Genomic DNA, 16813 nt, shown 5'->3' on the forward strand with positions numbered 1-16813 from the left:
GATGCTTTGCTGACAATAAAAAAGACCGCCGATTGGCGGTCTTTTGCATTTTGAAAAGCGGACTTATTGGTAAAGGTATTTGGTAAACAGTAAGTCAGCAATGATGGTTTTGCCTGTTTCTGGTAGCAAGGTCTCGTTGAGTTCTTGGACCAACGTTTTTCGTAGGTCCTCACGACCAGACAACGACTTAATTGTATCTTCGGTTTGCTTACCGAGCAGTTCAATTACTGCATCGCGGATTAATGGCTGATGATGCTCTACCACAGCAAGGTCTTGCTGGCTCATGACCATAATATCGATACGTACCTGCACGTAGCCCAGTTTATTCCCTTTTGTGTAAAAGTTGGTGGTTAAGTCTGGTTCTAAGGTGAAGTACGCGAGCTGTGGTCCAGTTTCTTCTTTTTCGGCCCATGTAGGGGATGAAATAAGCAAGCTTAGTGCGACAATAATTTGGGCTACATAACGTTTGTACATATTTATAACTTTTCTTTCTCTGGATCGCGATATTCGAATCGCTTCAGTCTTGGTACAATAGACCGTCTAAAACAAATAACGGAACTTACAGTTTCAATAAGACGGTAAGTTGTTGCTTTATTGTACGCATAAAGCCACCAATTGAATACTAGTATGAATCAGCCGATATCACTCTATCTTACTTCTTTATTGGAAGTAGAGTGGCAAAACCCCGAAGAATTTGAATTCCCTAACGAATTCGCCAAGCATTGGCTTGAAGAACAGGGCTCTTTGTCACGTCGTTTAGGTCAGCACTGCCAACGTTTAACGGTGGAATTGCTGCATAATCAGATCGTCACTGCTAAGACGTTAAAACAGGATGAGAGCCAGCTATTGTCTGAGCAAGATTGCCTATTGAGAGAGGTGATTTTATGTGGAGACAATACGGATTGGGTCATTGGACGCACGCTTATCCCACGTACAACTTTGGTCGATCAGCAATATGACTTGGCTCAGCAAGGTGATATCCCGCTGGGCTTAACAGTATTTAGCGCTGACAATGTCGAGCGTGACGCATTACAAATGGGCTGGGTAAATCTACCTCATGGCCGTTTTTTGGCGCGTCGCTCACGATTGTGGATGAATCACAAGCCGATGTTGGTTGCCGAGGTTTTCTTACCTAATTCACCAGTTTACGCTAAGGAGAAGGTGTAAATGTCCGCAGAAAAAGCCAAAGCATATTGGCAACTGATGCGAATGGATCGTCCAATTGGCTCACTATTGCTCTTGTGGCCAACAGTCTGGGCGCTTGTCATCGCCGCTCAAGGCATGCCTAGTTGGAACGTTCTGATTGTTTTTGTGTTGGGCGTATTTCTGATGCGCAGTGCAGGATGCGTGATTAATGATTTTGCTGACCGTAAGGTTGACGGTCATGTAAAGCGCACCAAGCAACGCCCATTACCCTCAGGTAAGGTGACATCAAAAGAGGCCATTGGCCTGTTTTTAGTATTAGGTGTGAGTTCTTTCTTACTCGTCCTCACCATGAACCCACTAACGATTCAACTTTCGTTTGCGGGCATCTTCTTAGCCTTCATCTACCCATTCATGAAGCGTTATACCCACTTACCACAACTATTTTTAGGCTTAGCATTTAGCTGGGCAATCCCGATGGCATGGGCAGCACAAACTGGTGAACTGCCTTGGATTGTATGGTTTGTCTTTGCGATTAACGCACTGTGGACTATTGCTTATGATACCCAATATGCGATGGTTGACCGCGATGACGATTTGAAGATTGGCATCAAATCAACGGCGATTTTGTTTGGTCGTCACGATAAGTTGGTGGTTGGGATCTTACAGCTCATTACGCTGGCAATGTTGGTGTTGTTAGGCCAACACTATGAACTTGGTCAAAGTTACTATTGGATGATTTTGGTGGCCGCTTCGTTGTTTGTTTACCAACAGCATTTGATTCGTCATCGCGATCGCGATTTATGCTTTAAAGCTTTCCTCAACAATAACTATGTTGGGATGGTGGTTGCTCTTGGGTTGTTTATGGCATTTTGGTAAGCGCTCAGAAAACGCTCTGTGATCAGTCCTGGTATGAAAAAGGCATCCAATTGGATGCCTTTTCTGTTTGTATCGAGGTTCTGCTATTTATGCATGAAGTTGGTGGATGCTCTCTTCGATGGTGAGCTTCACTTCCGGATAAAGTAGAACAAACAACAGTTTGGCAAATTGCTGCGTCTTTTCTAGGTCACAGTTACCATCACAATCTAAGTATTGCTGTTCTTTCAATGTATTGAACATTGCAGTGAAAACACCTTTGTCGAAGAACTCTGGCGCGTTAATACCGTGTAAACGACCCAAACGCTGTGCAATGTCTTGGCTCTTCTGTTCAAGGTCAGATTTACCAAGTTCTTGGTCTGCAACGAGCAGGTTCATTGCAATTGAGTAGCGTTGCAGTGTTTCAGTGATAGTACGGCCCAACAATACCAAGGATTGGTTGTTTGACTGGTTGATTTCCAGCTTATCGCCGTCTTGGCAAACCATTTTCTGCTCAATGAACTCGTTCAACGTCTTAACCACAAGCTCATTCAAATCCTCTTCTTTATAGCTTAAGAACAGCTCTTTCTTCAGGAACGGGTAGATTTGAGCAACGTTCTCTTGAATCTTTTCTACGGTCACGTTGCGCTGACGAATGATCATCTGAGCAATCAATGAAGGTAGAGCGAACAAGTGAATGATGTTGTTACGGTAGTAAGTCATCAGAATCGACTGGCTACGATCCAGCGAAATGATGTCACCCATGGTGTCGGTTTCAATCACAAACTTATCAAGTGAGATAGCGTGATCCACCAACTCTTCAGCCGTTTCTGTTGGAATTGTTGAAGTGTTTGAATATGGGTTGTTCTTAAGTAACTTCAGGTAGCATTCAATCTGGTTGATCAGAGAGTCACGAGATAATGCACGCTGACGAGAAGCCAACAGCGCGGTCGCACATAGAGTTAGAGCGTTAGTCGCAGCCGCATCGTTAATGTGCGTCATCATCTTGTTTGCCAGACCGTTCACCACTGGGTTCATCCATTGTGGTTTACTGCCGCCCATGCGATCGATGTCTTTCGTCCACTCAGGAGCGTGTTCATTCAGGTATTGGTTTAGCTGAATCGGCTCACCGAAGTTCACGTAACCAAGACCAAAGTTGCGCAGCTTACGCAGAGTACGCAACACAAGACCTGCGTTCTCTTTCTCTTTACGCGAACCACGCAGTTCTTTGGCGTAAGTACCCACTTCCATTACGTGTTCGTAACCGATGTACACAGGCACTAACGTTACTGGACGGTTTAGACCGCGTAGCATGGCTTGAATCGTCATTGCCAACATACCGGTTTTTGCTTGCAGCAAACGACCAGTACGTGAACGACCACCTTCACTGAAGTACTCAACCGAGTAACCTTTAGCAAACAGCTCTGATAGGTACTCACGGAAAATCGTTGAGTACAGCTTGTTGCCTTTAAAGCTACGACGAATAAAGAACGCACCACCACGACGGAAGATTGGACCCGCTGGGAAGAAGTTCAGATTAATACCAGCAGCAATGTGCGGCGGCACCATACCTTCATGGTACAAAACGTAAGAAAGCAGCAGGTAGTCCATGTGACTGCGGTGACATGGTACATACACGATCTCATGGCCATCTTGCGCTAGGCGACGAACGGTCGAAGCGTTGTTGATGTGCAGACCTTGGTACAGCTTCGTCCACAACCAGCCAAGAATACGATCGCCGTTTTTCACCAAACCGTACGAGAAGTCCGCTGCAATTTCATCCATGATGCTGTGCGCTTCTTTGCGCGCTTTTTCAATCGAGATGTCTTTGCTTTGTGCTTCGTCTTCAATCGCTTTTTCAATCGCAGGGGATTTCATTAGACGTGCGAACAACACTTGGCGTTGTGGCAAGTTCGGCCCCGAGGCGGCAAGCTTTTGACGAGAGAAGTGAATACGAGCCACGCGCGCCAGCTTATGCGCAATGGCGCTGTCTGTACCGTGAGAGTCCGCCATGTAGCGCAGTGATACTACGGGGCTAAAACGCACCAAACAGTCACGACCAGCACCCATTACCGCTTTCGCTTTTTGTGGCCCATTCATTGGTTGAAGGTACGGTTTGTGGTTTTCTTCTTTACCAGGCTTACGACCCCAAAGTACGGTGGCAGGGATCATTTGTACGTCTAATTCACTATCGAGCTGGTGCAGCTCAAGTAGTTCAGTAAATAGAGAGACTGATTCGCTCGGTACATCATTATCATTGCTCATCACTGTTGGACGTGAAGCAATAAATACGTAGCGAGTAAGGGTTTTGCCATTAATTTCTAGCGGACTGAGTGGGTCAGGTAGACCAAGACTCATCGCTTGTTTTTGTAATGTCAGCAAATCCACGTTCGAACGAAATGGTAAGGCATAAACAATTGGCTTCGTTAGATCGATGTTGAGATCATCAATCGGGTTCGATGGAATTGTGGTGCCCTTTACCATTACCGATAAAGGTAGTTTTAGTAATGAACGTGAAAATGATTGTCCAGAAGACATAAAGTTCACAGCCTCAATAGGTATTCAAACAAGCCTAACCTTATTTCAGTGTCCGCTTCCTTTTCATCAACAGGAAAAGAAATAGGTACGGCTATAGAAATAAGCCTAGGCGATAAATTTTAAGCGCTGCAAGGATAACAGAAACTGGTCAAACCTTTTAATTTTATTGAGTGGAAATTAGTCGAACCCATAGGTTGTTGCTTTCTTTAGACTAAGGAAATCTTTGCTGTTTAAAACGCTAGTTAACTTGAGGTTTGTGGTGGCGTTCATAAAGCGTCGGAAATAAATTAAAAAACAACCAATTGGGTTTTCATTTGTTCATTTACTGGATATACTCACAGTTAACTGTATAAAAAGACAGGTGACATATGAAGCCGTTAACGCCACGCCAACAACAAGTCTTCGATTTGATTAAAAGCAAAATCGAAGACACCGGAATGCCACCAACTCGTGCAGAGATTGCGCGTGAGCTTGGCTTCCGTTCTGCGAATGCCGCGGAAGAACACCTAAAAGCGCTTGCTCGTAAACAAGCGATTGAAATTATCCCAGGCGCATCTCGCGGGATCCGAATCCTACTTGAAGATGCTGCAAACGACGATCAAGGTCTGCCTTTGATTGGTCAAGTTGCTGCTGGTGAGCCGATTTTGGCTCAAGAGCATGTGGAGTCTCACTACCAAGTGGATCCTGCTATGTTCAAACCAAAAGCAGACTTCTTACTTCGCGTAAACGGCGAAAGTATGAGAGACATCGGTATCATGGACGGCGATTTGCTGGCTGTGCATAAAACTCAAGACGTACGCGACGGTCAAGTTGTGGTTGCGCGTGTTGATGATGATGTGACAGTGAAGCGTCTAGAGCGTAAAGGCTCTACAGTACTTCTGCACGCAGAGAACGAAGAGTTTTCACCAATCCAAGTTGATCTAACATCGCAACACTTGACGATCGAAGGTCTAGCAGTGGGTATCATCCGTAACACTGACTGGATGTAGGTTTCTTACCTCAAGCATTCTAATAAAGCCCAGCTCTCTGCTGGGCTTTATGTTTTCTGCGCTTTCTTTCCCATTTTGATTTTCTTCAAAGCATATTTCTTTTCTTCCAAGCATAGTTACGCTCGCACTGATTCAGAGCGTTTGGCTGTTGCGTTAAAACTTGCAAGTGATATTGAGATTTATTATCATCTAGTTCCATTTAACCATTTTCTTTTCGGCGCAAGGAAATGCCCATGTCCAAGCCTCAACATCACGTACCTAATCATCTGTTGAAACCGTTATTTTTGCGTAGCCGCGAAAGCTTGGTCGATAACGGCTTGGTGTACGATCCGATCGCTGCAAAAGCGTGCTTGAGCTGCAAAATGGCACCAGATTGCATCAGTGGCGACGTCGATCAGAAGCAGCTGCTGCACGTGACTTTAACTCAGTTGTGCGATCAGCAGGTCAGTCACTTTCTTCAACAACACTCAGACGCTTGGATCATCAACGTAGGTGCGGGCTTAGATACGCGCTTCTACCGTTTGGATAATGGTCGTTGTCATTGGATTGAACTGGATGTCACCGAGAATCTGGTTTGGCGTCAGCGATTGTTCCACAAAAACGAACGTTACGAGCATCGTTGCGGCAGCGTAGAAGACATGAGCTGGTTAGACGAGGTGCGCATTCCTGAAAAAGCACCAGTACTGATCCTGTGTGAGATGGCTTTACTCGATTGCGATGAATCGCGCGTTGCGACCTTTATTCAGACATTGGGTCGTCATTTCGTTTCGGCAGAAGTGTGTATGGTGCTAGCGGGTGACCTAACCGAAAGTAAATGGGGTCAAAAGCTCGGTTCAGATACGTATGCACATGGTTTTGAAGCACCAGCACAACAAGTACTGCATTGGCTGCCATGGGCGCAATGGGTGAAAGCCTTCTCGCCATTCGACCGATTCTGCTCACGCTGGAAGGCATGGCAACGTTGGCTGAATAAGATCCCAATGTTGAAGCATCGCCTCACGCCAGTCCTCGTTCACATCAAGTGGTAATTGAATAGGCATTGAACACTCAGGTACACTCGCTGATCTAAACAACGAGGTGCCTGTGACAAACTCTATCTTCTCTCCTTTATCGAATCCTCAAGTACATCGCCAAGTGTTAGCGCTCGCTATCCCTATGGTGCTTTCGAATATTACTGTTCCACTATTGGGCTTGGTTGACGCTGCGGTGATCGGTCACCTTGAACACGCTTGGTATCTCGGCGGTGTTGCGCTTGGTAGCACCATGATCAGCGTGACGTTTTGGTTGCTTGGTTTCTTACGTATGTCGACTACAGGGTTGGCGGCGCAGTCTTATGGCGGTGAAGACCGAAAACAACTCGCTTTGGTGCTTATGCAAGGCTCACTAATGGCATTGCTGTTTGCGTTGGTCTTTCTTATTGCTCATAACCCAATCGCGGACCTGATCTTTGGTTGGAGTGATGCCAGTGCTGAAGTGAAGCACTACGGCATGCAATATTTCTCTATCCGCGTATGGAGTGCACCTGCTGCACTGATGAACTTTGTTTTGTTGGGTTGGCTGCTTGGAACACAAAATTCCAAAGCACCAATGTGGATGGTGATCATCACCAACGTGACCAACATCGCGCTCGATTTACTGTTTGTGATTGGCTTGGGCTGGAAAGTAGAAGGCGCAGCGCTGGCGTCGGTGATTGCTGATTACTCAGGTATGGCGTTTGGCTTGATGTGTGTGTGGAAAACATGGCGTGCACGTCAGTTACCATCTCCTAAGAGCCTGCTAACCGATACTCAACATGGGCTAGGGCGTTTCGTAAAACTCAATCGCGATATCTTCTTACGTTCGCTATGTTTACAAGCTACGTTTAGCTTTATGACTTTCCAAGGTGCGAGCTTTGGTGATGATGTGGTTGCCGCTAATGCGGTATTGATGAGTTTCTTGATGATGATTTCCTATGGCATGGACGGATTTGCCTACGCCATGGAGGCCATGGTTGGCAAAGCGATTGGCGCGAAAGACCGAGCGCAACTCAGTGCTTCGTTGATTGGTACGTTCTTCTGGAGTCTGATCATCTGTTTAGGTTTGACTGCGGTATTTGGTTTGGCGGGATCGCAATTGATCGCCATGATCACTTCGATTGACGCGGTGCAGCAGCAAGCGTCGATATATTTACCATGGCTGGTGGTCATGCCATTGGCATCGATGTGGTGCTTCCTGTTTGATGGCATTTTTGTTGGTGCCACCAAAGGTAAAGACATGCGAAACAGTATGTTTGTGGCGACTTGCTGTTTCTTCGCGATATTCTTTTTGTTCTCTGGCTGGCAAAACCATGCGCTATGGTTTGCGATGACCAGTTTCATGGCAATGCGAGGGGTTGGACTCGGCGCTATCTTTTTCTATCAATGGCGCAAGGGACGCTTTGTTGTCTAGTTACACATAAAAAAACAGCAGGTCGAGACCTGCTGTTTTAGCTTTTGGATCATGGCAACCCAATTGAATTAGAATAATCGGTTCAAACCGTTCAGTGCCGCTACGCGATAGGCTTCTGCCATCGTCGGGTAGTTAAAGGTGGTATTGACGAAGTATTCAATCGTATTGGCTTCACCTTTTTGTTCCATGATGGCCTGACCGATGTGGATGATTTCTGCAGCGCGCTCACCAAAGCAGTGAATACCAAGAATCTCTTTGGTTTCGCGATGGAAGAGGATTTTCAAACTGCCGATGTCTTTACCTGCAATCTGTGCACGAGCGAGATGTTTGAATGAAGAGCGTCCCACTTCGTAAGGCACTTTCGCCGCAGTCAGCTCTTGTTCGGTTTTGCCCACAGAGCTAATTTCTGGAATGGTGTAGATACCCGTTGGGATGTCATCAATCAGATTGCCGTCAGCTTGTCCTTTAGTGATGGCTTGTGCCACGAAACGACCTTGGTCATACGCTGCACTCGCTAGGCTAGGGTAGCCAATCACATCACCGACTGCGTAGATGTGTTCCACTTCTGTACGGTAGTTACCATCTACTTTGAGTTGTCCGCGTGAATCACCTTCAAGTCCAACCGCAGGTAAGTTGAGTTTGTCTGTGTTACCCGTTCGACCGTTAGCATACAGTAGGCAATCGGCTTTCATCTTCTTACCCGATTGAAGATGTACGATAACGCCATCTTCGGTGCCTTCAATTTTCTCGAATGTTTCATCGTTACGAATTACCACACCACTGTTCCAGAAGTGGTAAGACAATGCATCTGAGACTTCGTTATCTAAGAAAGAGAGCAGACGGTCGCGAGTGTTAATCAAGTCGGTCTTCACGCCTAAACCGCGGAAAATAGATGCGTATTCACAACCAATCACACCCGCACCGTAAATGATGATGTGGCGAGGGTCGTGTTTCAGACTCAGGATGGAGTCACTGTCGTAGATGCGTTCGTGCAAGAAGTCGACGTCGTTCGGTTGGTAAGGGCGGGAGCCCGTGGCGATGACGAACTTATCTGCCGAATAGATTTCTTCTGTCCCGTCACTTTGCATCACGGCAATGGAGTAATTATCGATAAAACGCGCAGTGCCGAATAATAACGAACATGAGTTGCGATCATAAAAGCCCTGACGAAGTCGCGTTTGCTTGTCGATGACCGATTTTGCGTGGCCTAAAATGTCAGAAAATGTTGCATGAAGGCTGGTGTTATTACGACAGAATAGCGGGTTGCTATTGAATTCAATGATTCGGCTAACGGCGTGACGCAATGCTTTAGATGGTATGGTTCCCCAGTGCGTACAACCGCCACCAACACTGCTTTCCTTTTCTACGATGGCAACATTTAGGCCTGCTTTGGTTAACCCCATTGCCGCCCCTTCTCCGCCGGGACCACTACCAATTACGATCACGTCATAGTGATTAGCATGCGCCATGATGTCTTCCTTGTTATATTTGTTTAACATTGCTGTAGCGGGATTTTAACTCATTTACTCTAGGAGGAACATGTTATGCCGACTAGAGAGTGGAAGTGATCACGCAGAATCAACCAAAAGAACGAATTGGTATGTTGCATGTCTACTATTTGGATGGAGAGGATTGCAATTGGATGTATGCCAGTAGTAACGTGCTCGCCGCTTATTGGCAGACAACGTTACTTTATACGTGGGGTCGATATGCGTTATATTGAGGTTCTTGTACCCGATAGAAAAAGAGCAAGTTTAAGAATGAAATCGATGGGAATCCGCGCGCAGCAAAAAGAAAAAACACGTCGATCACTGATCGATGCGGCATTTAATCAACTCAGTGCGGACCGCAGCTTTTCTAATCTCAGCTTGCGAGAAGTCGCCCGAGAGGCTGGAATTGCGCCAACTTCTTTTTATCGTCACTTCAAAGACATGGATGAGCTTGGCTTAACCATGGTAGATGAAGGCGGTTTGTTGTTACGCCAACTAATGCGCCAAGCGCGTCAGCGTATTGTCAAAGAAGGCAGTGTGATTCGAACTTCGGTTGAAACCTTCATGGAATTCATTGAAAGTAGTCCTAACGTATTCCGCTTATTGTTGCGTGAGCGCTCTGGCACTTCTTCTGAATTTCGTACTGCCGTCGCTCGAGAAATCCAGCATTTTGCGGCAGAATTAACCGAGTATTTAATAAGCACTGGCATGACCAAAGAAGAAGCGTTTACTCAAGCAGAAGCGTCAGTCACTTTGGTATTCAGTTCTGGTGCTGAAGTTTTAGATTTAGATCGACGCGAGCGCGATGAACTCGCCGAGCGATTGATCATGCAATTGCGAATGATAGCCAAAGGGGCCTATTGGTATCGCAAAGAACGTGAACGTAACCGATTAAAAGGCGGGATAGAATAATGTCGAATGGAAATAAATCTGAAAAGAAAACGCTGATTTTGGCACTGGTTGCAGGTATGTGTGGTGATGCTTTATTGTCATGGTTGACCATGAGTGAAGTATCTTTCTCAATCTTCCCTTTGATTGCACTCGTGCTAGCAGTACAGGCGCTTTACCAAGAATACCTTAACAACCCTGTATCAGAAGATATCCCGCTAGTTGGTTTGGCGTGTTTCTTTGTTGGTGCATTTGGCCACTCTGCTTTCATCAAAGCACAATACCCAGAAGCCGGCTCTAACTTCTTCGCGATTCTGGTTTCAATGATTCTGTTGGCTTGGGTTGGTAAAAAGCTGGGCTTTATGGAGAAGAAAGCTTCTGCTGAATAAGAAAAACAAATTCAATAAAAAGCGAGCCAATGAGCTCGCTTTTTTTGTATTTGACGCTGGTGGATTACGCTTTACGTTCTAGTAAAACGCCCGCTTCCATATGGTGTGTGTAAGGGAACTGGTCAAACAGAGCAAAACGAGTCACGTTGTGCGTTTCACATAGAATGTCCAAGTTCTCTTTCAAAGTATCAGGATTACAAGAGATGTACATGATGCGCTCGTAACCTTGAACCATCTTACAAGTGTCGACATCCATACCTGAGCGTGGTGGATCGACAAAAATCGTGTTGCAGTTGTAGCTCTTTAGATCCACTCCTGCATCTTGTAGGCGGCGGAATTCACGTTTACCTTCGATTGCTTGAGTAAATTCTTCTGCTGATAGACGTAGGATTTGTACGTTATCAATCTCATTTGCTGCGATGTTGTATTGCGCAGAAACCACAGATGGCTTCGCCAATTCAGTTGCAAGAACGCGGTCGAAGTTTTGTGCCAGCGCCAGAGAGAAGTTACCGTTACCACAGTAAAGCTCTAGTAAGTCGCCAGTGCTTTCTTGGGTGCAGTCGACCGCCCATTCCAGCATCTTCTCTGCTACTTTGCCGTTTGGCTGTGTGAAGCTATTTTCAACCTGCTGGTAAATGTAGCTTTGACCGTTTACGTCCAGCTTTTCGATCACGTAGTCGCGGTCTAAGACAATCTTCATCTTACGAGCACGACCAATGATGTTTAGGTTGAAGCCTTCATCATTTAAACGTTGCTTAAGTGCTTTTGCGTTTTCAATCCACTCTTCATCAAGTTGGCGATGGTAAAGCAGTGAAACCAGAATCTCGCCACTTAAGGTCGATAGAAAATCCACTTGGAACAGCTTGCGACGCAAGGATTCATTATCTTTCATCGCATCCACTAAGAGTGGCATTAGGTCGTTGATCAGACGGCTAGCTGCTGGGAATTGGTCTACTCGATATTTCTCACGAGTTTCCTGATCGAACATGATGTAGTACAGGTCTTCACCTTCATGCCAAACACGAAACTCAGCACGCATACGGTAATGCTGCTCTGGTGATTCAAACACTTCCAGCTCTGGCACGTTGTATGGCGCGAACATATCCGTGAGACGTTCGACTTTTTCAGCCAGTTGTTCTTGGTAGCGTTGTGGATTTACATCAAGAGTAGCCATGATCTTACCTTTTATGGTGCATTCAATTTTAGAGCGCAGATTTTATTCAATCTCAACAGTATGTCCAGTTTTGTACTCTATTTGGTTTAAAGATAGTGTGTTCTGTGTCAGTTGATACGCAAATGAACCAAAACGTTACAATTGTTAGGGCTAATATTGGCTGGACAAATAATCAATAGCTTAATAGTATTTGCCCCAAGCTGGTGCTATCTAGCAATCTAGATGGCTGAAGTGGGAATCTGGTGAGAATCCAGAACTGACGCGCAGCGGTAAAAGAGAACGAACGCTCATCAAGACACTGCATTAGTTTATGTGGGAAGTCGAGCAATTAGGTGGTACTGCCATGCTCTTGAGTCCGAATACCTGCCAGCAACTGAGCCACAGCACTGGACTACTTAAAACGAGTAGGGCTCGGTAGGAATTACGCGAATTAGGACAATACAATGAGAAAAACGTTTCTTGCGATCACGTGTGCATCGCTGCTTTCACCTACCTTTTATTTACAGGCCCAAGAAGCCTCTGCAGACGAAACGGTTGTGGTTACCGCAAACCGATTCCAGCAAATTGATGGTGCGATTCTCGCACAAACCGTTACGGTAACTAAAGAAGATATTGAGCGCCTGCAAGCAAACAGTCTGTTTGATGTGTTCCGTACACTACCGAGTGTTGAAGTTGCTCAGTACGGTGGACGTGGTCAATCTGCCTCTATTTATGTGCGAGGTGGTAGCTCATCCCAAGTTCTTGTTTTAGTCGACGGTGTGCGCATGCCACGCGCGATAATGGGCGGCGTCGATTTTAATCAGTTTCCAATCAATTCTATTGAACGTATCGACTACATTCGTGGTGCGCGTGCTTCTATTTATGGCTCAGAAGCGATTTCTGGCGTAATCAACATTATTACTCGTGCAAACATTGATAGTGATGCAAGTCGTGTGTCCGCTGGTTATGGTTCGGACAATCATAAAAAAGGAACGTTTGTTGTCTCTAAGCCAGTCGGTGAAGGTAAACACTTTAAGGGCGTATTAGGCTACGAGAAAACCGATGGTTTCAATGTGAAGCCGTTGCCGGGTGTGAATGATGGCGATGAGCACGGCTTTGAAACGCTCAACCTAAAACTAGGCTACCAACAAAACTTCTCTGATAACTTATCAGGCTACGTTGGTCTGAGTGCTTACAATAATGAGTATGACTACGACAACAGTAGTTATGGAAACCCTGCATGGGGCACGGTTGATAAGCACGAGAAGAAAACTGGTGAAGTAGAGTATGTCGGCGCCGATCTGTCGTTGGAATACAACAAAGACGTGTACTCATCTGAGTTGAAATTGGCTTACGGCCAACAAGACAACTATGACCATAAATCAGGTCAAAGCAAATCAACCGGCGATCACGTTGCTATTGAGCAGTTCAATGCGATTTGGTTGAACTCGTACAGCGTAAACGAAGAGCTGAGCGTTGGTGGTGGTTTGGACTACCGCACAGAAAAGTTAACCAAAGGTTATATTGCCCCAAGTGATTGGGGACCTGCTAAAGATTACGACCCAGAAAAGAACCCAAGAACCAATTTTGGAGCTAGCGCAATTGCTCAATATGCGTATGACGTATGGACGTTAGAAGCGAGCGTACGTAACGATGAAAACAACCAATTTGGCAACAACACCACTTGGCAAACTGCTGCGGGTTGGAAGTTTTATCAAGGTTATGAATTAACGCTAAGCCACGGTACAGCTTTCCGAGCTCCGAGCTTTGTTGATTTGTATTATCCAGGCTACGAAATGCCAAATCTAAAACCTGAAGAATCAGAAAATACCGAGCTGTCACTATCGGGAGCTGTATCGATCCTTGATTGGACGGTAACGGGTTACTACAACCAAATTGAGAACATGCTAATTTGGGAAGGTGCGGGCATGCAAAATGTCGGCGAAGCAGAAATCAAAGGTGTAGAACTAGAGGTGAAATTCGATACAGATATCGTTTCTCATGAGTTTTACTTAGATTACAAAGATCCAGTCGATAAATCTGGTGCAGAAGATACTCAACTGGCATACCGCGCCAAGCGTGGTGCCAAGTGGAATGCTTACGCGACGTTTGACCAATGGACATTGGGCTCACAGTACCTTTACCAAGGTGAACGTTTTAATGGCAGTACAAGATTATCGAGTTACAGCCTATGGAACTTCACCGCTTCTTACGCGGTGAACCAAAACTGGGATGTTAATGCGAAGCTAAGTAATGCCTTCGATAAAGATTACGAGATGTACTCAGGTTACGCGACGCCGGGGCGTCAGTACTTTGTCTCGGCGGACTACCGCTTCTAATCGAATCCAACAAGACCGCCACATCGGCGGTCTTTCTTATTGTGAACAAAGAAGCTGGTGTAAATCGGTAACGAGGCAAGTAAATGACAAAGGCAAAACGTGTTGTGATTAGCTGGTCGAGTGGTAAAGACTCCACGTTAACGTTAGAGCGTCTAAACGAAAATCCGCATTATCAGGTGGTTGGCTTGTACACAACTTATGTTGATAAAGAAGTACCTTTCCAAGCAACGCCACTTGAGGTTGTGCAAATGCAGGCGGACTTACTTGGTCTTTCGCTCATTACCATCGAGCTGCCCGAAGTCTTCCCGAGTAACGACATTTATCAATCGACCATCGTTCATGCATTGGAAAATAGTGGGCTGAATGTAGAAGCTGTCGCGTTTGGTGATATGTTCTGCAATGGTATAGCTGATTATCGACGTAGCTATATTGAGCCTGCCGGTTGGGAATGTGTATTCCCATTGCTGGGGGAAGAGAGCAAGGCATTGGCATTTGAAATTGTCGAGCGTGGTATTCAAACCATGCTAATCACCACCGATGGAGAAGTATTACAGTCGGAGTGGTGTGGACGTTGGTATGACAAAGCGCTGATTGAGTCATTACCCGGTCATATTGACCCCTGCGGGGAAAATGGTGAATTCCATACATTGGTGACATCAACGCCATCATTTCAAGGACATATAGAATTGACTAAGCTTGAAGTGGAAATAGGGGAGCGATTCAGCCATCAAAGATACCAAGCCAAAGCATTGCCAAAACAAATCTAACCAGTATGATCGCCGAGTCTCTAATTTGCAGGTAAGACTCGTGCGAGCATCAAGTAAGAAAAAAGTCCTAGTGTTTGACTCCGGTGTTGGAGGGCTATCGGTCTTTCAAGAAATCCACCGACTTCTTCCACACATGGATTACTTGTATCTATTCGACAACGAAGCTTATCCATATGGCGAGCTCGATCAAGATGTACTGATCACTCGTGTCAATCAGCTAGTGGCGGCATTGGTGGAAGAGCATCAAGCCGATATCGTGGTTATTGCGTGCAATACGGCAAGTACCATTGTGCTGCCTTCCTTGCGCGCTAATCTATCCATTCCAGTGGTTGGAGTGGTCCCAGCAATAAAGCCTGCTTCTTTACTTGCCTCTCTAGGTGTCGGGCTCATTGCTACGCCAGCGACCGTCACTCGTCAGTATACTCATGAGCTGATTCGCGATTTTGCTCAAGGAAAACCTGTTGAATTGCTAGGTTCTACTCGCTTAGTGGATATGGCGGAAGAAAAGCTGCGCGGGGAAAGTATCTCTTTAGTAGAACTCGAAAGCATTCTTCTACCGCTACGCAATAAAGTGGATGTTGCAGTACTTGGCTGTACTCACTTTCCTTTGATTAAAGATGAAATCAATCAAGCGTTAGGTGGAGAAGTCACGCTAGTTGATTCTGGCGAAGCGATTGCTCGTCGAGTAAAAGCGTTACTCATGAGTGATATGAAGCAAGAGAGTAAAGAGGAAGGGAGCAAGATAATTTATGCCAGTGCACCTCCTTGGCAAGAAGATGCACTGAATATCTGTCTGGCAGAACTAGGTTTTAATCCTGTTCAAGTTTACCGCCATCCGGATGTTTAGGGTCGTTAGCAATTCGAACTTTCAGAGTTCGCTCCATATATTCCTTTTCATTGAGTTTCGCGATAGCAGGTTTGGCATCAGCCGCGGCCATCACGACAAAACCAAACCCTCTTCTTTTACCGGTGCGTTTGTCTTTCATTAAGCGCACCGCATAAACCTGCCCATACTCCGCAAACAAATCACGAACGTGACTCTCATTTGCTTTATAAGGCAAGTTGCCGACATACAGCGTTTTGGTCGAAGGATCGGAATCAGAAGGTTGAATAACAGGTGTCTTGCTAGAAAGTGAAAACAGAAAAGCAGTAGCGACAACACCAATAACAAAGCTCAAGGCTGGTGGAACCGGTAATTGAGAGAAGATAACTCCCCCGATAACCGCTAATCCAGCACACAAGGTCAGATTTTTTTTAGACGTCATTTTGATTACTACATATAGATGATAAAGAAATTGTCTGTCTATTAACAAAGTAGACACATGGATCTTACGTATATGGTTGGTGTTTTTCCAACCAATTGCTGTGATATGTCTCAAATGTGACGAAGAAATATGCAGATATAACGCATTTGATGGATAAGTGAGCGCTTGAATTGTTTTTTTAAAAAAAGGGGTTGCGCTCATTTCTGAATTCCCTATACTGCGCATCCACCGACACGGAATGAGACGAAAGTCACACAGCGAGTCGGGAAGAGAGAAAAAAGAATTTGAAAAAATGCTTGACTCTCTCACGGTGTGAAGTAAGATACGCACCCCTAACGACGAGCAACTAAGTTGCTGAAAAAGTTAGAAAAGCTCTTTAAAAATAAGAACCTATCAATCTGTGTGGGCACTCGTTGATGATAATCCAATTAGATACCTCGGTATCAAATTAGGTTTCAATGAACTGAGTGACCAATCAAGTCTTCGGACTTGGCACAGTCAATTCATTATCATTCTGTTGGAATGGTAATAGCTTTAAAATTACTTCTTACTTTCGAGTAAGGATGAGTT

At 45.4% G+C, this 16813-nt stretch carries 15 protein-coding genes and 1 riboswitch; of the genes, 10 read left to right on the top strand and 5 right to left on the bottom strand.

Annotated elements, in window-relative coordinates:
* Positions 1-63: 63 nt before the first annotated feature.
* On the bottom strand, positions 64-474 hold the full coding sequence (locus ATB76_RS25010) for a flagellar basal body-associated protein FliL (RefSeq protein WP_038872565.1): 411 nt from the start codon (positions 472-474) through the stop codon (positions 64-66).
* A 153-nt stretch (positions 475-627) separates the two neighbouring features.
* Between ATB76_RS25010 and ATB76_RS25015 the strand changes: the two genes are divergently transcribed.
* On the top strand, positions 628-1167 hold the full coding sequence (locus ATB76_RS25015) for a chorismate lyase (RefSeq protein WP_038872568.1): 540 nt from the start codon (positions 628-630) through the stop codon (positions 1165-1167).
* Complete coding sequence (ubiA, locus tag ATB76_RS25020) at positions 1168-2022, top strand: 4-hydroxybenzoate octaprenyltransferase (RefSeq protein ID WP_061036266.1); 855 nt, start codon at positions 1168-1170, stop codon at positions 2020-2022.
* A gap of 87 nt (positions 2023-2109) precedes the next feature.
* On the opposite strand, the gene plsB is transcribed toward ubiA, so the two are convergent.
* A complete protein-coding gene (gene plsB, locus ATB76_RS25025) occupies positions 2110-4536 on the bottom strand; it encodes a glycerol-3-phosphate 1-O-acyltransferase PlsB (RefSeq protein ID WP_038874565.1) in 2427 nt (808 codons plus the stop codon).
* A gap of 368 nt (positions 4537-4904) precedes the next feature.
* On the opposite strand from plsB, the gene lexA reads away from it, so the two are divergent.
* The 3 genes from lexA (at position 4905) to dinF (ending at position 7952) form a co-directional block, all read left to right on the top strand.
* Entirely contained in the window at positions 4905-5525 is a 621-nt protein-coding gene (gene lexA / locus ATB76_RS25030) for a transcriptional repressor LexA (protein ID WP_038872575.1), read from the top strand.
* 233 nt (positions 5526-5758) lie between these two features.
* Positions 5759-6553, top strand: a complete 795-nt coding sequence (locus tag ATB76_RS25035; RefSeq protein WP_061036267.1) for a class I SAM-dependent methyltransferase — start codon at positions 5759-5761, stop codon at positions 6551-6553.
* A 55-nt stretch (positions 6554-6608) separates the two neighbouring features.
* Positions 6609-7952, top strand: coding sequence for an MATE family efflux transporter DinF (gene dinF, locus ATB76_RS25040; protein WP_061036268.1), 1344 nt, complete (start codon positions 6609-6611; stop codon positions 7950-7952).
* 68 nt (positions 7953-8020) lie between these two features.
* Here dinF and sthA read toward each other — a convergent pair whose 3' ends face one another.
* Positions 8021-9451 carry a Si-specific NAD(P)(+) transhydrogenase gene (sthA, locus tag ATB76_RS25045; protein WP_080869724.1) on the bottom strand — a complete coding sequence of 477 codons (1431 nt, stop codon included), beginning with the start codon at positions 9449-9451 and terminating at the stop codon, positions 8021-8023.
* 261 nt (positions 9452-9712) lie between these two features.
* Here sthA and fabR point away from each other — a divergent pair, with 261 nt between their 5' ends.
* The gene (gene fabR / locus ATB76_RS25050) at positions 9713-10354 is read left to right on the top strand and encodes an HTH-type transcriptional repressor FabR (RefSeq protein WP_010444457.1); all 642 of its coding nucleotides are present in this window, start codon (positions 9713-9715) and stop codon (positions 10352-10354) included.
* Positions 10354-10719 (top strand): YijD family membrane protein, encoded by a 366-nt coding sequence (locus ATB76_RS25055; protein WP_038872582.1) that lies wholly within the window; start codon positions 10354-10356, stop codon positions 10717-10719. Before fabR ends, ATB76_RS25055 begins: the two co-directional genes overlap by 1 nt.
* A 64-nt stretch (positions 10720-10783) precedes the next feature.
* On the opposite strand, the gene trmA is transcribed toward ATB76_RS25055, so the two are convergent.
* A complete protein-coding gene (trmA, locus tag ATB76_RS25060) occupies positions 10784-11893 on the bottom strand; it encodes a tRNA (uridine(54)-C5)-methyltransferase TrmA (RefSeq protein WP_038872585.1) in 1110 nt (369 codons plus the stop codon).
* Between the two features lie 184 nt (positions 11894-12077).
* Positions 12078-12279, top strand: a riboswitch (cobalamin riboswitch).
* A gap of 57 nt (positions 12280-12336) precedes the next feature.
* Between trmA and ATB76_RS25065 the strand changes: the two genes are divergently transcribed.
* From ATB76_RS25065 to murI, 3 genes are all read left to right on the top strand, one after another.
* Positions 12337-14211, top strand: a complete 1875-nt coding sequence (locus tag ATB76_RS25065; protein WP_061036269.1) for a TonB-dependent receptor — start codon at positions 12337-12339, stop codon at positions 14209-14211.
* Positions 14212-14294: 83 nt separating this feature from the next.
* Positions 14295-14978 carry an ATPase gene (locus tag ATB76_RS25070; RefSeq protein ID WP_061036270.1) on the top strand — a complete coding sequence of 228 codons (684 nt, stop codon included), beginning with the start codon at positions 14295-14297 and terminating at the stop codon, positions 14976-14978.
* A 40-nt stretch (positions 14979-15018) separates the two neighbouring features.
* Entirely contained in the window at positions 15019-15825 is an 807-nt protein-coding gene (murI, locus tag ATB76_RS25075; RefSeq protein WP_045420696.1) for a glutamate racemase, read from the top strand.
* On the opposite strand, the gene ATB76_RS25080 is transcribed toward murI, so the two are convergent.
* The gene (locus tag ATB76_RS25080; RefSeq protein WP_038873069.1) at positions 15788-16243 is read right to left on the bottom strand and encodes an RNA-binding protein; all 456 of its coding nucleotides are present in this window, start codon (positions 16241-16243) and stop codon (positions 15788-15790) included. The genes murI and ATB76_RS25080 overlap by 38 nt on opposite strands.
* Positions 16244-16813 lie beyond the last annotated feature (570 nt).

It is taken from the genome of Vibrio sp. MOR3 (genome assembly GCF_001557775.1).
Lineage (GTDB): Bacteria > Pseudomonadota > Gammaproteobacteria > Enterobacterales > Vibrionaceae > Vibrio > Vibrio jasicida.

Excerpts from the sequence above, each read along its gene's own strand:
- ATB76_RS25010 (WP_038872565.1), bottom strand. The coding sequence starts at position 474 with ATGTACAAACGTTATGTAGCCCAAATTATTGTCGCACTAAGCTTGCTT.
- ATB76_RS25015 (WP_038872568.1), top strand. The coding sequence starts at position 628 with ATGAATCAGCCGATATCACTCTATCTTACTTCTTTATTGGAAGTAGAG.
- ubiA (WP_061036266.1), top strand. The coding sequence starts at position 1,168 with ATGTCCGCAGAAAAAGCCAAAGCATATTGGCAACTGATGCGAATGGAT.
- plsB (WP_038874565.1), bottom strand. The coding sequence starts at position 4,536 with ATGTCTTCTGGACAATCATTTTCACGTTCATTACTAAAACTACCTTTA.
- lexA (WP_038872575.1), top strand. The coding sequence starts at position 4,905 with ATGAAGCCGTTAACGCCACGCCAACAACAAGTCTTCGATTTGATTAAA.
- ATB76_RS25035 (WP_061036267.1), top strand. The coding sequence starts at position 5,759 with ATGTCCAAGCCTCAACATCACGTACCTAATCATCTGTTGAAACCGTTA.
- sthA (WP_080869724.1), bottom strand. The coding sequence starts at position 9,451 with ATGTTAAACAAATATAACAAGGAAGACATCATGGCGCATGCTAATCAC.
- fabR (WP_010444457.1), top strand. The coding sequence starts at position 9,713 with ATGAAATCGATGGGAATCCGCGCGCAGCAAAAAGAAAAAACACGTCGA.
- ATB76_RS25055 (WP_038872582.1), top strand. The coding sequence starts at position 10,354 with ATGTCGAATGGAAATAAATCTGAAAAGAAAACGCTGATTTTGGCACTG.
- trmA (WP_038872585.1), bottom strand. The coding sequence starts at position 11,893 with ATGGCTACTCTTGATGTAAATCCACAACGCTACCAAGAACAACTGGCT.
- ATB76_RS25065 (WP_061036269.1), top strand. The coding sequence starts at position 12,337 with ATGAGAAAAACGTTTCTTGCGATCACGTGTGCATCGCTGCTTTCACCT.
- ATB76_RS25070 (WP_061036270.1), top strand. The coding sequence starts at position 14,295 with ATGACAAAGGCAAAACGTGTTGTGATTAGCTGGTCGAGTGGTAAAGAC.
- ATB76_RS25080 (WP_038873069.1), bottom strand. The coding sequence starts at position 16,243 with ATGACGTCTAAAAAAAATCTGACCTTGTGTGCTGGATTAGCGGTTATC.